Annotated in this window: 14 protein-coding genes; 9 read left to right on the top strand and 5 right to left on the bottom strand. The window is 71.5% G+C overall.

What is annotated here, in order from left to right:
- Window positions 1-8: 8 nt before the first annotated feature.
- Window positions 9-368 (top strand): ArsC/Spx/MgsR family protein, encoded by a 360-nt coding sequence (locus LNW71_RS24220; protein WP_250970158.1) that lies wholly within the window; start codon window positions 9-11, stop codon window positions 366-368.
- 40 nt (window positions 369-408) lie between these two features.
- Here the strand turns inward: LNW71_RS24220 and LNW71_RS24215 are convergent, their stop codons facing one another.
- Window positions 409-1,317: a Gfo/Idh/MocA family oxidoreductase gene (locus tag LNW71_RS24215; protein WP_250970157.1), complete on the bottom strand. Its 909-nt coding sequence runs from the start codon at window positions 1,315-1,317 to the stop codon at window positions 409-411.
- A 211-nt stretch (window positions 1,318-1,528) separates the two neighbouring features.
- Here LNW71_RS24215 and LNW71_RS24210 point away from each other — a divergent pair, with 211 nt between their 5' ends.
- The 5 genes from LNW71_RS24210 (at window position 1,529) to LNW71_RS24190 (ending at window position 7,264) form a co-directional block, all read left to right on the top strand.
- On the top strand, window positions 1,529-3,019 hold the full coding sequence (locus LNW71_RS24210; protein ID WP_250970156.1) for a hypothetical protein: 1,491 nt from the start codon (window positions 1,529-1,531) through the stop codon (window positions 3,017-3,019).
- Entirely contained in the window at window positions 3,016-4,152 is a 1,137-nt protein-coding gene (locus tag LNW71_RS24205) for a hypothetical protein (RefSeq protein WP_250970155.1), read from the top strand. Before LNW71_RS24210 ends, LNW71_RS24205 begins: the two co-directional genes overlap by 4 nt.
- Window positions 4,153-4,287: 135 nt before the next feature.
- Window positions 4,288-5,322: a glutamine synthetase gene (glnII, locus tag LNW71_RS24200; RefSeq protein ID WP_250970154.1), complete on the top strand. Its 1,035-nt coding sequence runs from the start codon at window positions 4,288-4,290 to the stop codon at window positions 5,320-5,322.
- Between the two features lie 101 nt (window positions 5,323-5,423).
- Window positions 5,424-6,335, top strand: a complete 912-nt coding sequence (locus tag LNW71_RS24195; protein ID WP_250970153.1) for a hypothetical protein — start codon at window positions 5,424-5,426, stop codon at window positions 6,333-6,335.
- A 311-nt stretch (window positions 6,336-6,646) separates the two neighbouring features.
- Entirely contained in the window at window positions 6,647-7,264 is a 618-nt protein-coding gene (locus tag LNW71_RS24190; protein ID WP_250970152.1) for a winged helix-turn-helix domain-containing protein, read from the top strand.
- Window positions 7,265-7,320: 56 nt separating this feature from the next.
- Here the strand turns inward: LNW71_RS24190 and LNW71_RS24185 are convergent, their stop codons facing one another.
- Both LNW71_RS24185 and LNW71_RS24180 read right to left on the bottom strand, forming a co-directional pair.
- Entirely contained in the window at window positions 7,321-7,749 is a 429-nt protein-coding gene (locus LNW71_RS24185; protein WP_250970151.1) for a hypothetical protein, read from the bottom strand.
- Between the two features lie 121 nt (window positions 7,750-7,870).
- Window positions 7,871-10,009, bottom strand: coding sequence for an MMPL family transporter (locus LNW71_RS24180; protein ID WP_250970150.1), 2,139 nt, complete (start codon window positions 10,007-10,009; stop codon window positions 7,871-7,873).
- Between the two features lie 237 nt (window positions 10,010-10,246).
- Here LNW71_RS24180 and LNW71_RS24175 point away from each other — a divergent pair, with 237 nt between their 5' ends.
- Window positions 10,247-11,515 carry a sensor domain-containing protein gene (locus LNW71_RS24175; RefSeq protein ID WP_250970149.1) on the top strand — a complete coding sequence of 423 codons (1,269 nt, stop codon included), beginning with the start codon at window positions 10,247-10,249 and terminating at the stop codon, window positions 11,513-11,515.
- Window positions 11,500-12,147: a response regulator transcription factor gene (locus tag LNW71_RS24170; protein WP_145763137.1), complete on the top strand. Its 648-nt coding sequence runs from the start codon at window positions 11,500-11,502 to the stop codon at window positions 12,145-12,147. Before LNW71_RS24175 ends, LNW71_RS24170 begins: the two co-directional genes overlap by 16 nt.
- Here the strand turns inward: LNW71_RS24170 and LNW71_RS24165 are convergent.
- Both LNW71_RS24165 and LNW71_RS24160 read right to left on the bottom strand, forming a co-directional pair.
- Complete coding sequence (locus LNW71_RS24165; protein ID WP_250970148.1) at window positions 12,144-13,802, bottom strand: alpha-L-fucosidase; 1,659 nt, start codon at window positions 13,800-13,802, stop codon at window positions 12,144-12,146. The genes LNW71_RS24170 and LNW71_RS24165 overlap by 4 nt on opposite strands.
- 311 nt (window positions 13,803-14,113) lie before the next feature.
- On the bottom strand, window positions 14,114-14,617 hold the full coding sequence (locus LNW71_RS24160; protein ID WP_250970147.1) for a MarR family transcriptional regulator: 504 nt from the start codon (window positions 14,615-14,617) through the stop codon (window positions 14,114-14,116).
- Window positions 14,618-14,686: 69 nt separating this feature from the next.
- Here LNW71_RS24160 and LNW71_RS24155 point away from each other — a divergent pair, with 69 nt between their 5' ends.
- A complete protein-coding gene (locus tag LNW71_RS24155) occupies window positions 14,687-15,232 on the top strand; it encodes a carboxymuconolactone decarboxylase family protein (RefSeq protein WP_250970146.1) in 546 nt (181 codons plus the stop codon).
- Window positions 15,233-15,319: the final 87 nt, after the last annotated feature.

Genomic DNA, 15,319 nt, shown 5'->3' with positions numbered 1-15,319 from the left:
TTGGACCCATGGAGATCTGGATCAACCCCGCTTGTTCCAAGTGCCGCAGCGCGGTGCGGCTGCTCGACGCGGAGGGCGCCGACTACACCGTCCGCCGCTACCTGGAGGACGTGCCGTCCCCGGACGAGATCCGGGCGGTGCTCGACCGGCTCGGGCTGGAGCCGTGGGACATCACGCGGACGCAGGAGGCGGAAGCGAAGGAGCTGGGGCTCAAGGAGTGGCCGCGCGAGGCGGCTGCGCGGGAGCGGTGGATCACGGCTCTCGCCGCCCGTCCGAAGCTGATCCAGCGGCCGATCATCACGGCGCAGGACGGCACGGCCGTGGTCGCGCGCACGGACGAGGCGGTACGGAACGCCATGGGGCGCTGAGGCGCGGCGTACTCAGGGTGAGAGACCGGGCGGCCGCCCGCTACTTCCCGGCCTGTGCCTCGGCCTCCGCGAGCAGTTCCGTCAGCCGCAGGCCGAACCGTACGTCGCAGGGGTGCGCCTCCCCCGTACGGACCGATTCGATCAGCGCGTCCACCGCCCTGCGGAAGGCGGCGACGGCGCCGTCCCACCGGGGCAGGCCGACGATGCCGTGCTCGCCCCTGAGCTCGATCTCCACCCCGGCCGCTGCCGCCGGCGCGGCCAGTGCCAGCGTCACCGTGCTGGAGGCGCCGGAGGCGTGACGGAGGACGAGGTGGTGGGCGTCGGCGGGGCCGCGGGCCGCGGTCAGCTGCGTCACCTCACCCAGCACCGGGATGAGCACCGACAGCGCGTGCGGGCCGACGTCCCAGAGGCCGCCCTTCTCGTGGCGCCAGGGCGACGCGGCGTACTCGCTGGTCGCGCCGGGCGCCCACAGGGCGCCGATCCAGTGGGCGTGGGCGGTGAACCAGCCGCCCACCGCGTTCTGTTCGGCGATCCAGGCGGAGGTCTCCGGGGCGAAGCGCAGGGTGCAGAAGACGAGGGAGGCGACCCGGGCCTGCTCGACCGCCTCGGCCACCTCGCGCGCTCCCGCGACGGTCGTGGCCACCGGCTTGTCCATGAGGAGATGGCAGCCGGCCGCCGCCGCCCGGGCGGCGAGCGGGGCCTGCACGTCCGGCGGCAGCGCGAACGCGACGGCGTCGCTCGCGGCGAACAGCTCGTCGAGCCCCGCGTCACCGGTGTAAGCCGTGGTGCCATGGGCGGCGGCCAGCTCCTGCGCGGCCTCGGCCCGGCGGCCCCACACCCCGCTCAGCACGGCGCCGGGGTGGGCGGCGAGGGCGGGGGCCTGGGTGTTGCGGGCCCAGGGGCCCGTACCGACCAGGCCGATACGCAGGGGGGTCACGGATGTCGTCATGGGACAAGTGTGCCCGGTCCGCCGGTGCGGGCGGCCGAATCCAGTGGCGGGGCGGGCGGCCGGGCGGTTACGTTGGCGGGGCCGGCCGCGGGACTCCGGCGCGACTTCCGGGACTTGCCTGTAAAGCAAACATTTCGCTGCTCGCGCCCTCATTCCCCGGCCGGCTTCCGCGTGTGCGTACCGCCTCGCGGAACACCACGGGGGATGCATCATGACGACCGACACGCATGCCGATCTTGTCGCCGCCGAGGACGTGCTCCTGTTCGTCAACGCGGCCGTCACGGCGACCGGGCAACGGGAGTTCCACTCGGGGGCGTACCGGCAACAGCTCTCGCTGGACTTCCTGCACGAGTACGTACGGGTCAACTACCGCCGGGTGTACGCCGCCTCGCTCGCTCTCGGCATCAACGACCACAACGCGGTGCGCATCGTGCAGGGTCTGCTGGAGCACGCCGCCGAGGCCACGGACGAGGAGAAGCGCACCGAGGGCCGGCTGATCGCCGCGCGGCTGGCGAAGCTGCCGCCGCAGCGGGTCTACCGGCTGTTCCGGGGGCTGCGGGCGGCCAGGGTCAACAACCGTCGCACCCGCGCGATCATGCGCGACTGGCTGGCCGCCCGGCCGGACCCGGCCCACGACGCGGTGAAGTACCGCCCGGGGCTGAAGAACGCGGTCCGGCACGCGCACCTGCGGCTTGCCGACGGCGAGGGGCCGGGCAGCGGGACGGAGCCCGGCAGCGAGCTGGGCGCCTTCCTCTTCCGGCCGGGGAAGCTGCCCCGCTACCGGCACCGGCTGCTCGACGCCTGGCGCCGCGCCCACTACGAGCAGCGCGCCGTCGACGAGCTCCCCTTCACCGTCGCCGAGGGCTTCGCGGCCCGGCACGGCATGAAGCGCGAGGCGTTCCTGGAGCGGATGGTGCCCCGGATGACCCGGCTGGAGCGGCTGCGCACCCAGGAGCAGCGCGGGGCGGCGTCCCCGTCGGAGCTGCCCGCGGGGGTCGACCTGACGGTGATGCCGCTGACCCGGCTCGCCCTGTACGTCCTGTCGCTCCGTGCGCAGCCGCGCAGGCTCCACCGCGAGGAGCTGACCCGGGCGCTGCGCACCGCGGCCCGCCGGGCGGCGGGTCCGCACGCCGGCAGCTGGGGCCGGGTCGCGGCGGTGCTGGACGACAGCTACTCCTCGTCCGGTTCGGGCGAGAAGCGGCGCCGTCCGCTCGCCGTGGCGCTGGCCTGCCACTTCCTGCTGGAGGCGCTGGCCGCGCCCGGCGCGTACACCCCGCTGTGGACCACCGGCACCGGTGATCCGCTGCTCGTCAGGCCCTGGGGGCCGACGCCGCTCGGCACCCGGGTCCTGGACGCCCTGGAGCACGGCCCCGACCGGCTGGTCATCGTCTCGGACGGCTGGGACAACGCGCCTTGCGGGCTCGCGGGCGAGGTGCTGCGGGTGTGGCGGACCAGGCTCGATCCCGGCCGGCGCACTGCTGTGGTCCATGTGAACCCTGTATACGACGCGGACGGTTTCGACGTCCGGCGGCTGTCGCCGAGCGTACCGACCGCCGGTATCCGGGACGCGGAGGACCTGCCGGCGCTGGTGGAGATCGCACAGTTCTCGGAGGGGCGCACCGGCCCCGCCGCACTGCACGCCTATCTGGACCGGCAGGTCGCCCGGTTCGTGACGGCCGACCGGGCAGGAGGCCCGCTGTGAACCGACTGGAGCTGACCGGCCTCACCGCCCGCCCCTCGCAGGTGTGGGGCGGCATCAGGCTGGTGCCCCTGGTGCGCGAGAAGCCCGTCGAGGGGCTCCGGCTGCACGAGGAGCTGTACACGGGCTTCGGGAGCGACGTCGTGGAGGTCGGTCCGCGGAGCCACTACACCTCCTACATCCCGCACGGCTTCGTCGCCGACTGGTCGGGCGAGGGCGCCGGCGCCGCCGCGTACGGTACGCAGCTGGCGGCCCACGGCGGCGGGAGCACCCCGCCCAGGACCATGCGGCTGCCGCGCCACCGCCACCACCGGATGGCCAAGCGGCAGCCCGGTGACCGGCTGCGCTTCCTGCCGCTGCACCTCGCTCTGGAGGGCTATCTCGCGCTGCACTTCGGCGGCCCGTCGACCGCCTGGGAGGAGTGGTCGCGGCAGGCGCTGCGCGACGGCCTCTCGCCGCGCGCCGAGGACGCGTACCTGGGGTGGTCGGTGCGCGGGCTCGGCGACGCGCTGCGGGCGTTCGAGATCCATCCCGGCCAGTGCGGGGTGATGGTGTACGCGGCCGACGCGCTCGCAGCCGCCTTCGTGGTGCCGCACCCCGACGACTACCGGCTGCTGCATCCCTCCCTGATCGAGGATCTGTACGGGGAGCTCGTCCACCAGTACGCGATGTACGGCGCGCCGGTGGCCGACTTCGGGGCGCGGCTCGCGGACGGCCCCCGGCTGGACACGCTCGCCGGTCTGCGGGCGGCCGCGTGGGAGCAGGAGCGGGCGTGGAGCGAGGCGCACGACACGCTCTTCGCCCGGGAGCTGCTGGACTCCTCGTACGGCTTCGACCGGGTGTACCGGATGGGGTCGTTCACGCTCTGGCGGTTCCTGCCGCCGTTCCTGCGCAACAGTGGCGGGCAGCACATCGGCGAGACGATCACCGGTCACAAGGGGCAGGTCGCCTACCTGAAGACGTTCCGGCTGTCCGAGGCGCAGATCCGGCGCGGTCATCTGCTGCAGCGGCTCGCCGACGCGGACTGGCTGCTCCCGCACGCCGCGGCGGCGCTGGGGACGAGCGAGGAGGAGCTGGTGCGGCGGATCCGGGCAGCCGGCTTCGAGTCGCTGCTCAAGGCCCGCGGCAAGGGCTGAGGGAGTACCCCACGACCGGCGTGTCTTCCACAGGAAACCTCGGTAACACGGGGTTCACACGAGAGCAACGGACGGGAAATCGCGTCTTGCGAAGCTGCGCTGCATAGACCGCAGCACCCCCAAAGGATGGCTTCCGTGACGTTCAAGGCTGAGTACATCTGGATCGACGGCACCGAGCCGACCGCCAAGCTCCGTTCCAAGACGAAGATCATGCCCGGTACCCCCTCGTCCGACGTGGCGGAGCTGCCCATCTGGGGCTTCGACGGGTCGAGCACCAACCAGGCCGAGGGCCACGCCTCCGACCGGGTGCTGAAGCCGGTCTTCACCTGCCCCGACCCGATCCGCGGCGGTGACGACGTCCTGGTGCTGTGCGAGGTCTTCCACATCGACATGACCCCGCACGAGTCCAACACGCGTGCCGGACTGCGCCCGCTGGCCGAGCAGTTCGCGGGTCAGGAGCCGATCTTCGGCATCGAGCAGGAGTACACCTTCTTCGACGGCCACCGGCCGCTCGGCTTCCCCGAGGGCGGCTTCCCGGCCGCGCAGGGCGGCTACTACTGCGGGGTCGGCTCCGACGAGATCTTCGGCCGCGACATCGTCGAGAAGCACCTCGACAACTGCCTGAAGGCGGGCCTGGGCATCTCCGGCATCAACGCCGAGGTCATGCCCGGCCAGTGGGAGTTCCAGGTGGGCCCGCTGGCCCCGCTGGAGGTCTCCGACCAGCTGTGGGTCGCCCGCTGGCTGCTGTACCGCACCGCCGAGGACTTCAACGTCTCCGCGACCCTCGACCCGAAGCCGGTCAAGGGCGACTGGAACGGCGCGGGCGCGCACACCAACTTCTCCACCAAGGCGATGCGCGAGGGTTACGACGCGATCATCACCGCGTGCGAGTCGCTGGGCGAGGGCTCGAAGCCGATGGACCACGTCAAGCACTACGGCGCGGGCATCGACGAGCGGCTGACCGGTCTGCACGAGACCGCCCCGTGGAACGAGTACAGCTACGGCGTCTCCGACCGCGGCGCCTCGGTCCGCATCCCGTGGCAGGTCGGGCAGGACCGCAAGGGCTACATCGAGGACCGCCGTCCGAACGCCAACGTCGACCCGTACGTCGTCACGCGGCTGATCGTCGACACCTGCTGCACCGCGCTGGAGAAGGCCGACCAGGTCTGATCCCGCGGCGACCGTCCGTACCAGGGGGCGCCCACCGGTCATCCGGTGGGCGCCCCCTAGGCGTGCCCGGGGTTGTCAGTGGGTTGTGCCAGGGTGGTCCCATGCTCGAAATCAAGGTGACGACCGAGAACCAGCAGGCCCACACCCGCATTTCGGCCCAGGAGCTGAGCGCTCTGGTGCACCGGATCGGTGGGCCCGACGACCACTTCCTGGTCGTGCAGCGGATACCGGACATCCCGGGCTCCTTCATCCAGGTGTGGCACGAGGGCGCCGGGTCGTACGAGCTGGAGCACCGCGACGGCGGCCCCGACACCCATGTGCGCATCGTCGTCGACGCGCCCGAGCGGGTAGCCGCGCTGATGTCGGGCTGGGCCCGCCAGGAGTCCGGCTGGGACGCGGGAGTCGTCTGGGAGGACTCCGGCCTGCCCGAGCCGGAGCCGGTCCCGGAGATCGAGGCGGGGATCCGCGCCCAGCTGGAGGAGCGCGTGCGGGAGTTGCTGCGCGGCGGGTACGGCAGCGTGTCGGAGCTCGCCGAGTCCGCCGAGGACTACCTGGTGAAGGACGGCGTGCATCCGGTGACCCTGGCGCAGGCGCGCCTGCTGGTGGAGCGGCTGTGGCTGGAGCGCGTCGAGGAGCAGCGGCTGTGGTCGGACGTGACCGACGCGGACCGGCTGGAGCGGGCCTTCGCCGCGCTGGACGGGCAGGGCATCACCGCCCGGGAGCACTTCGCCTGCTGCCGGTCGTGCGGTCTCAGCGAGATCCACGGGGACGGACGGGACGACGCGCGGGGCTTCGTCTTCTTCCACCTGCAGGGCACCGAGGGCGCGGCGGCGGGACACGGCCTGTCCCTGTACTACGGCGGGTTCGACGGGTCCGCGGAGACGACAGCGGCGGTGGGGCGCGAGGTCGCGGCGGCGCTGGGTGACGCGGGACTGACCGTGGAGTGGGACGGTTCGCCGGACCAGGCGATCGAACTGACGGACCTGGACTGGCGGAAACGGCTGGTCGGTTGAGGGCCGGGGCGGCCCGGGGCGGCCCCGGGTGAGGAAGGTAACGCAAAGGGTCCGTATCGACGGGTGAGAGAGGACTGCCAAGGCGTCGCGTCTCTGGTTCAATGGGGGCATGGCCAGCATCCAGCACCCCTCGACAGGTCGCAGCGACCTCGAGCCTTTCTGGCCCTCCCGTCAGCATCACGACTTCGACCGGGTGTGTTGCCGCGCGTTGAACGCGCTGGCCCTCTAAAGCCGCTCACCCCGGTCTTCGGTCCGCGCGCACGCAGCAAGTCCGTCCACAGACGACTCCTCGCGCGAAAGAGCTGACCCCCATGGCGAACACTCGTATCCTCTCCGCCGCAGCCGCTGCCACCGCAGCGCCGACGGCGGCCGCTGCGGCCACCTCCTCCCGTCCGCCCTCCCCCAACCGGCACCGGCTGCGGGCCGTCGCGCCGGACGAGGTCTTCCAGCCGGCCGACGTGTCCGCGTTCCTGACGCCGGGCGCGACCTGGCTGCCCGCGCCCCAGCACACCGTGCCGGCGCTGCCGGGCCGCCCGCCGATGGTGGGCTACCTGGTGCTCGTCCCCGCCGATCAGCAGCCGGCCCTCTCGGCCGCGGTCGCCGGGGCCGCCCAGTACGTGGTGCCGGAGGCGCTGGAGGACCCGGGGACCGGGCCCGTGCGCATCGACTCCGTCCAGCGCACCGCCGCGGTGAACGGGAACACCCTCGACCTCACCTACCTGGAGTTCGAGCTGCTGGCCCATCTGGTGGCGCACCCCCACCGGGTGCACACCCGCGACCAGTTGGTGACCACGGTCTGGGGCTACGGACACGTGGGCGACGGCCGCACCGTCGACGTCCACATCGCCCGGCTGCGCCGCAAGCTGGGCGCCGAGCACCGCCGTTCGATCCAGACGGTGCGGCGCGTCGGCTACAAGTACGCGCCCTGAGACACCCGGAAGTGGGCCCCGGTTCCGGTGTGTACCGGAACCGGGGCCCATTTCCGTCACCGACCCGGCGCCTCCTGCTTCCGCTGTCTGAAGGTGCAGGTCCGGTCTTCCTCGTCGAAGTGCATCGCGGTGACCGCGCCGTCGGACGAGCGCGTGTAGAAGAGCGAGAGCAGCACCTTGTCGTGCTTCAGGTCGAGGGAGGGGGGCAGCGCGTCCTTCCCACCTCGGTAGAGGTACCACCGCCCGTTCCCGGTGAGACGCCGCTCGTCGTGCGCCCCCTCCCCCGACGGGAAGCCGGCGAAGGCGAAGTGGCCGCCGTCGATGATGTCGAGGGTGGCTCCGCAGTCACCGGCCCAGTGCCCGATGACCGCGGAGGACGGTACAGGTGCCGGGGTCTTCTGCTGGTCCGTGCATGCCGTGGCCGCAGCAAGCAGGGCCGCGGTCGTGAGCAGCGGTACGGTCCAGCGGGTCGGCACCTGTCTCATCCCGTCCTCTTTCGTCCTCTTCGAGTTCTTCGCGCCTGGCGGCGCACCCTGAGACACCCGGAAGGGGGGTTCCGGTTCCGGTACTCACCGGAACCGGAACCCCCCTTCCAGGTGTCCGGGCTCAGCCGCGCAGGCCCGTGCCCACCGGGGCCGCTGCGGGGCCGGGCTCCGGCTCCGGCTCGCTGTGGTCCAGGCTCGGCAGCCTGGACAGTCCGCGCGGTGTCCGCCAGTTCCGCTCACCCAGCAGCGCCATCACGGAGGGCAGCAGGACCATCCGTACGATCGTCGCGTCCAGCAGCACCGCGACGGCCAGGCCGACGCCCATCTGCTGCATGTCCTGCATGGACAGCGTTCCGAAGACCGAGAACACCGCCACCATGATCACGGCCGCGCCGGTCACCGCACCCGCCGTGCGCCGGATGCCCTCGTCGATCGCGGCCCGGGTGCCGAGCCCGCGCCCGTGGGCCTCGCGGATCCGGGAGACGACGAAGACGTGGTAGTCCATCGAGAGTCCGAACAGGACGACGAGGACGAACAGCGGCATCCAGGACTCGATCGCGCCGACGCCCTCCGAGCCGATCAGCGAGGCACCCCAGCCGTGCTGGAACACGGCGACCATCACGCCGTACGCGGCGGCCACCGAGAGCAGGTTGAGCAGGATCGCCGTCACCGCGATGACGTAGGAGCGGAAGCAGAACAGCATCAGCAGGAAGGTCACGGCGGTGATGAAGAGGAAGACGGGCACGATGCCGCGCTTCAGCTGGTCGTTGAAGTCCGTGGAACCGGCCACCTCACCGGTCACATAGGCACGGGCGCCCGTGCCGTCGAAGGCGGCCGGCAGCCGTTCCGCGCGCAGCTCGGTGAGGTCGCTCTCGCCGTGGGGCAGCGGGACCTCGATCTCCGCGACGTTCTGCGCCCGGTGGACGGTCACCCTGTCGAAGCCGTCGAGTGCCTTGCGCACACCGGGAGCCTGGATGTCGTCCGCCTCGACAACCACCTGGGCCGGGGCGGGGCCGCCGGGGAAGGTGTCGCTGATGTGCCGGTAGGCGACCGCCAGCTGGGAGCCGGAGCCGAACTGCTTCTCCAGGCCGAGCTCTTCGGTCTTCATGCCGAGGGCGGGCGCGGCCAGCACGAGCAGGACGACGACGGAGGCGGCGGCGAAGAACTTCGGCTTGGACAGGACGGGCCGCAGCAGCTTGCCGGCGATCCCGCCGCTCTGCTTCGTACCCCGCTTGCCGCGCCGGTTCAGCAGCGGCACCCGTCCGGCGTCGATCCGGTCGCCCAGCCAGGACAGCAGCGCGGGCAGTACCGTCACGGATCCCATCATGGCGATGAAGACCACGATGATCGTGGCGAGGGCGAAGCCCTTGAACAGCATCAGTCCGGACAGGAACATGCCGGCCATCGCGACCATGACGGTCAGCCCGGACACGAGCACGGACCGGCCGCTGGTCGCCGCGGCGATCCGCAGCGCCGTCTCGGCATCGCGCCCCGCGGCCCGCTCGTCCCGCTCGCGCCGCAGGTAGAAGAGGCAGTAGTCGACGCCGACGGCGAAGCCCATCAGGAACATCACGGAGTACGTGGTCTGGAAGAGGTGCAGCTGGTGGCTGGCGAGCGACAGCAGACCGAAGGCGGCCATGCACGCGGTCAGCGCGAGCCCGACGGGCAGCAGGGCCGCGACCACGGCGCCGAAGGCGACCAGCAGAATGCCCAGCGCCAGGGGTACGGCGGTGAACTCGGCCTTCATGAAGTCGTCGCTGAGCAGGTCGCCCAGCCACTTCCCGGCGCTGGCGTCGCCGAACTGGTGGACCGTGACGTCCGTCCGTTCCTTCTGGACCCCGGCCACGGCGTCCAGGACGGGCTGCACCCGGTCGGACGCGGTGGCCGCGTCCCCCTTCATCTCGAACGTGAGCAGCGCGTCCTTGCCGTCCTTGGAGACGGCCGGCGCCGCGAGGCCGGTCACCTCGCCGGTCTTCCCGAGGGCCGCGGTCAGCTCCCGCGCCGCGGTCCGCCAGCCGTCCGGCCGGGCCGACGACACCATGACCAGCTCGCCCGCCCGGTGGCTGAGGCCGGCGTCGGAGAGGATCTGCTCGGCGCGGGCGGAGTCGCCCGCACCGTTCTCCGCGTCGGACATCTCGACCATGCCCGACGCGCCGCCGATGCCCGCGGCGAGCACGACGAAGAGCAGCCAGCCGAGAATGGCCGTCTTTCGATGGTGTGCGCTCCACACACCGATGCGTGCCGCGAGATTAGGCCTCATGGCGTGTTCGCCCCCTGTTTCGTACGTCGGACTGGACACCCTTGAATCTAGGAACCGCGAGCCCGCCGCCCCAGCCGCGCAGGCCCCCACTCGGCGCGACGTAGGGCGAGGTCACGGGGTGGTGCTGGGTACACCCCACCCGGGTGGCAGAACGGCTGCCGCCCCGGCTGCCGGAGAGGTCAGACTGTGTGCGGACCGGGGCTGCCACGAGTGCCCGGCAACGGAAGAGGGACCGATATGAACAGGCCGAACGGACGGATAAGGGCCGCGCTGCTGGCGGCCGGGCGCGGGCTGGTGCTGTCGTTCGCCTCGATCGTGGGCTCGGTCACGCTGTTCGTGCTGACGGTGCTCGCCATCGCGTTCATCCCGCTGGGGATCGGCCTGGTCGCCACCCCGTACACGCTGACCGCGGTCCGCAAGCACGCCAACCAGCGCCGGCTGCTGGCGGCCACCTGGTGCGACGTCCGCATCCCGGTGCCGTACCGGCCGTTCCCGAAGGATCTGCGCGACGGGTTCGTCGGCCAGGTGGAGCGGACCGGGCTGATGCTCAAGGACCCGGCGACCTGGCGGGACATCCGGTGGCTCCTGGTCGACATGACGGCCGGCTACGTGGTGGCGATCCTCGCGGCGGCGCTGATGATCTACCCGGTGGAGGGGTTCGTCCTGGCGGCCGGGCTGTGGCGGGTCTTCACGGACGACCGGTACTGGTACGCGTTCGTGCCGGTCGACAGCCAGGCGACGGCTCTCGCCGCCGCCGCGGTCGGTGTGGGGTTCTTCGCGGTCGGTGTGGCGCTGAGCGAACGGCTGCTGCGCGCCCACTTCGTGCTCGCCCGCTCGGTGCTGGCTCCCACCCATGAGCAGGAACTGGCCCTGCGCGTCGACCGGCTGACCGAGACCCGGCACGAGGCGGTCGACACGGCCGCCTCGGAGCTGCGGCGCATCGAGCGGGACCTGCACGACGGGGCGCAGGCCAGGCTGGTCGCCATGGGCATGAATCTGGGCACCATCGAGGCACTCGTCGAGAAGGACCCGGCGCAGGCGAAGAAGCTCCTGGCGATGGCCCGCCAGTCGTCGGCGGAGGCGCTGACGGAGCTGCGCGATCTCGTGCGGGGCATTCATCCGCCGGTCCTCGCCGAGCGCGGGCTCGGGGACGCGGTCAAGGCGCTGGCCCTGCGGCTGCCGATCCGGACCGAGGTGGACGTGGAGCTGAGCGGTCGCGCGGACGCCCCGGTCGAGTCGGCCGCCTACTTCGCGGTCAGCGAGCTCCTGACGAACGCCGCGAAGCACTCGGGCGCGGACCGGATCTGGGTGGACCTGCACGATGCCGACGGCCATCTGCGGATCTCCGTCACGGACAACGGAAAGGGCGGCGCGCAGGCCGGATCGGGCTCGGGCCTGAGCGGAGTCGAACGCCGGCTCGGTACATTCGACGGCATCATGGCCGTCAGCAGCCCCGCGGGCGGTCCCACCATGGTGACCATGGAGATCCCTTGCGAGTTGTCCTAGCCGAAGATCTCTTCCTGCTGCGCGACGGCCTGGTCCGCATGCTGGAGGCGTACGACTTCGAGATCGCGGCCGCCGTCGAGACCGGACCCGAACTGACCAGGGCACTCGCCGAGTTGAAGCCGGACGTCGCCGTTGTCGACGTCCGGCTTCCGCCGTCCCACACGGATGAGGGGCTGCAGTGCGCACTGGCCGCACGTCGGGCCAGGCCGGGGCTGCCGGTGCTCGTACTGTCCCAGCACGTCGAGCAGTTGTACGCGCGTGAGTTGCTGGCGGACGGCAACGGCGCCATCGGCTACCTGCTCAAGGACCGGGTCTTCGACGCCGACCAGTTCATCGACGCGGTGCGCCGGGTCGCCGCGGGCGGCACCGCGATGGACCCGCAGGTGATCTCGCAGCTGCTGTCGCGGCGCTCGCAGGACAAGCCGATGGGCGGGCTGACCCCGCGCGAGCGCGAGGTCATGGAGCAGATGGCACAGGGCCGTTCGAACGCGGCGATCGCCTCGCACATGGTGATCACGGAGCGGGCGGTGGCCAAGCACACCTCGAACATCTTCGGAAAGCTCGGCCTGCCGCCCTCCGACGACGACAACCGCCGCGTTCTTGCGGTACTCGCGTATCTGGACCGGGGTTAGGGCCTGGCCGGTGCGGTGGTGAGGTGCAGCGTCGTGGCGGCCAGGTACGGCTTCGCCCTGGACTCCAGCACCTTGACCCGGACGTCCGACGCGGTGACGGCCGCGGGCAGCGGCAGGATGCGCTCGTGGCCGATGGTGGTGCCGTCCGCGATCCGCCGCCACGTTCCGCCGATCCGGGCCTCCACGGCGAACTTCTCCACCCGCTGTCCGTGCCGGATGTCCTCACGGACGGCGACCCGGTCGAAGGTGTACGGGCCCGGCCCCTTCTTGCGTACATCGGTGCCGTAGGTCCGGCGCAGATCGGCGCCGAAGGCGGTCAGCGAGGTCACGTCCCCGTCCGCGATCCTGCCGTCCGGCGCGGGCGGGACGTTGAGCAGCAGCGAGGCGTTGCGGCCGACGCTCTTCTCGTACAGGTCCATCAACTGCGCTGCCGTCTTGGGCTTTTCGTCGGGGTGGTAGAACCAGCCGGGGCGGTTGGAGACGTCGGCCTCGGCCGGGTACCACTGCAGGTACCTGATGGCCGGGTCGAGGAGCTTGGCCCGGGAGCCGATGTCGGGTTCGGTCGAGTCGTTGGGGAGGCTGCCGAGCCCCGTCCAGGGATCGGTGACGTGCGGGGTGACGCTCCACTCGGTCTCCCGGGCGACGCCGGACTCGTTGCCGACCCAGCGGACGCCCTGCGGGCCCTGGAAGACGACGGTGTTCGGCGAGAGCGCCTTGACCATGTCGAACCACTGCTTGACGTCGTACTTCTGGGTGATCCCGGAGCCGGACCACGGGTTGGCGCCGTCCAGCCAGAGCTCCTCCACCGGACCGTACTGGGTGAAGATCTCGTAGAGCTGGTTGAGGTAGTACGCGTCGTAGTCGTCGGCCTTCACCTTGAAGGTGGGCAGCTTGCCGCTCTTCACCCGGGCGGCACGGTCGTCACCGGGGACGAGGGTGGGGATGGTCCGCTCGGTGACGGCACTGCCGTTGCCGAACCGGCCCTGGCCGGCGGGTGCGCGGTCGCCGTCCTCCAGGGCCATCCGCTCCGGCAGGCTCAGCGGCTTGCCCTCGGCCTGCTTGGCCCGGATCGTCTCGACCCACTGGGCGTGCCAGGCGTGCGGGAGTTCCGCGCCGTCGGAGGGCGAGAGGTAGAGGCCGACCTTGAGGCCCGCCTTACGGGCGGCCTTCACATAGAGCGCGACGACATCGGGGCTGCCCGGGCTGAGGGCGACCGAGTGGTCGGTGTAGCGGCTCGGATAGAGGACGAAGCCGTCGTGGTGCTTGACGGTGAGCATGACCTGCTTGATGCCCGCGGCCTTGTAGGCGCGCATCCACTGGTCGGCGTCGATGCTCTTGGGCGCGAAGAGCTTCTCGTCCTCCGTACCGGAGCCCCACTCGCGGCCGGTGAAGGTGTTCATCCCGAAGTGCGTGAAGGCCGTGACCTCCCGCTGCTGCCAGGCCAGTTGGCCGGCGGTGGGGACGATGTTCGCCGCCTTCTCGATGATCCGGTCGGGGCTGTCGCACGCTTCGACCGTCATCTGCGAAGCGGGTCTCACCGGCGCACCGCACGGGGCGGCGGGCCGCGCGGACTGCTGCGCCGTGGCCTGTACGGGGATGAGCGCGGCGGCCGCCGCCAGTGCGAGCGCGCTGAGCACATGGGTGCGTCGTGCCATGGTTCCCTCCCATTCCCAACCACGAGTGGTCGGATCTCTTGGGTGCCGACGCGTGCATGTTGCCGCACGGCGGGGCCCACGGGAAGGGTTCCCGCCACATACGTCCTATCTCTCGTGCGTAAAGTCCAAGCCGTCACGGACCCGGGCAGCCGTCGCTTCAGATCGCGGCACCGACCGGCTGAAGGGGGCGGCTCCGCCTGCTGACCCTCACCACCCGAACCGGACGGACGCCGGAGCCGCGGGCGAGAGCCCGGGGCGCCCGGCATCCGGAGTCCGGCATCCAGTGACCCTCGACCTACGGCCGATCCGCGTCAGCCGTTGAACCAGCTCGCCACATCGAGCCTGAAGGCGTTCGGGGAGACCATGGTGCGCAGGTCGGACTCCATGGCACGGACCCGCTCGGCACCGAGCACCCGGACCCATTCGGCCCGCAGCCGGTCGAAGCCCTGGGCGGACCGCACCAGCACGTCGATCCCCCGCGGGGCCAGCTGGACCAGCTTGCGGCGGCCGTCCTGCGGATCGTCGGCACGCTCGACGTAACCGAGGCTTTCGAGCCTGTCGACGGTCTTGCCGGCCGCCTGCTTCGAGACTCCCAGCCGTCGGCCGATCTCGCTGGCGGTCGCGCCTTCGCGGCCCACCGCCTGGAGCGCGTAGCCGTAGGCGGGCCGCACTTCGGGGTGGCCCTGCTCGGCCAGCTCACGGTGCAACTCGTCGATGATCGAACGGAATCCGGCGAACAGGAGCAGGGGCAGCTCGAAGCCCGCACCCGCCCCCGCACTCGCACCCGAGGAGACCCCCTCTTCACCCTCAGCCATTGCAGAACTCGACAACCTGGTTTACCTTTTCGTCAATCACGTTGTCGAGTTTATCGCGAGAGGCCGCCCATGTCCGTGTCCGCCTTCCCCGACCACACCCTCGAATCCGCCCCCGCCGCGGCCCGCTCCGCCATGTCGGCCGTGGCTGCGAAGCAGGGCCACCTGCCCGCCGCCGTCGCCCGGCTCGCCGCGTCCCCGGAGCTGCTCAACGGCTTCCTGAGGATGAGCGCGCTCTTCGAGTCGACGACCCTGGACCCGCTCTCCCGTGAGGTCCTGATCATGACGATGGCCACCCGCAACAGCTGCCACATCTGCGTGGCGATGCACACCGCGAAGCTCACCGCCCTCGGCGCCGAGCCCGGACTCATCGCCGCCCTGCGCAGCGGAGACCCGCTGCCCGATGAACGGCTGGAGGCGGTAAGGGAGTTCACCCTGGCCGTGATCGCGACGAGCGGTGGCGTCGACGACACCGCGCTCGGGTCGTTCCTGGCGCACGGATACACCTCCCGCAACGCGCTGGAAGTGGTCCTCGGCATCGGCGCCTACACCATGTCGACCCTGGCCAACCGGATGACGGGAGCGCCGCTGGACCCGCAACTGAAGGAGTTCGCGTGAAAGTTGCCGGTGAGAAATTCGCTCGCCCGCTGAACGCGCCGCGCACCCGGGCCGTATGGAACGTCACGCTTCTCCCCCGCGAAGCCT

Source organism: Streptomyces sp. RKAG290 (genome assembly GCF_023701695.1).
Lineage (GTDB): Bacteria > Actinomycetota > Actinomycetes > Streptomycetales > Streptomycetaceae > Streptomyces.
Note: the sequence above shows the minus strand (reverse complement) of the source record. Positions and strands in the feature narration are given on the sequence as shown.

Coding starts and splice junctions, on each gene's coding strand:
- LNW71_RS24220 (WP_250970158.1), top strand. CDS start 9: ATGGAGATCTGGATCAACCCCGCTTGTTCCAAGTGCCGCAGCGCGGTG.
- LNW71_RS24215 (WP_250970157.1), bottom strand. CDS start 1,317: ATGACGACATCCGTGACCCCCCTGCGTATCGGCCTGGTCGGTACGGGC.
- LNW71_RS24210 (WP_250970156.1), top strand. CDS start 1,529: ATGACGACCGACACGCATGCCGATCTTGTCGCCGCCGAGGACGTGCTC.
- LNW71_RS24195 (WP_250970153.1), top strand. CDS start 5,424: ATGCTCGAAATCAAGGTGACGACCGAGAACCAGCAGGCCCACACCCGC.
- LNW71_RS24190 (WP_250970152.1), top strand. CDS start 6,647: ATGGCGAACACTCGTATCCTCTCCGCCGCAGCCGCTGCCACCGCAGCG.
- LNW71_RS24185 (WP_250970151.1), bottom strand. CDS start 7,749: ATGAGACAGGTGCCGACCCGCTGGACCGTACCGCTGCTCACGACCGCG.
- LNW71_RS24180 (WP_250970150.1), bottom strand. CDS start 10,009: ATGAGGCCTAATCTCGCGGCACGCATCGGTGTGTGGAGCGCACACCAT.
- LNW71_RS24175 (WP_250970149.1), top strand. CDS start 10,247: ATGAACAGGCCGAACGGACGGATAAGGGCCGCGCTGCTGGCGGCCGGG.
- LNW71_RS24165 (WP_250970148.1), bottom strand. CDS start 13,802: ATGGCACGACGCACCCATGTGCTCAGCGCGCTCGCACTGGCGGCGGCC.
- LNW71_RS24160 (WP_250970147.1), bottom strand. CDS start 14,617: ATGGCTGAGGGTGAAGAGGGGGTCTCCTCGGGTGCGAGTGCGGGGGCG.
- LNW71_RS24155 (WP_250970146.1), top strand. CDS start 14,687: ATGTCCGTGTCCGCCTTCCCCGACCACACCCTCGAATCCGCCCCCGCC.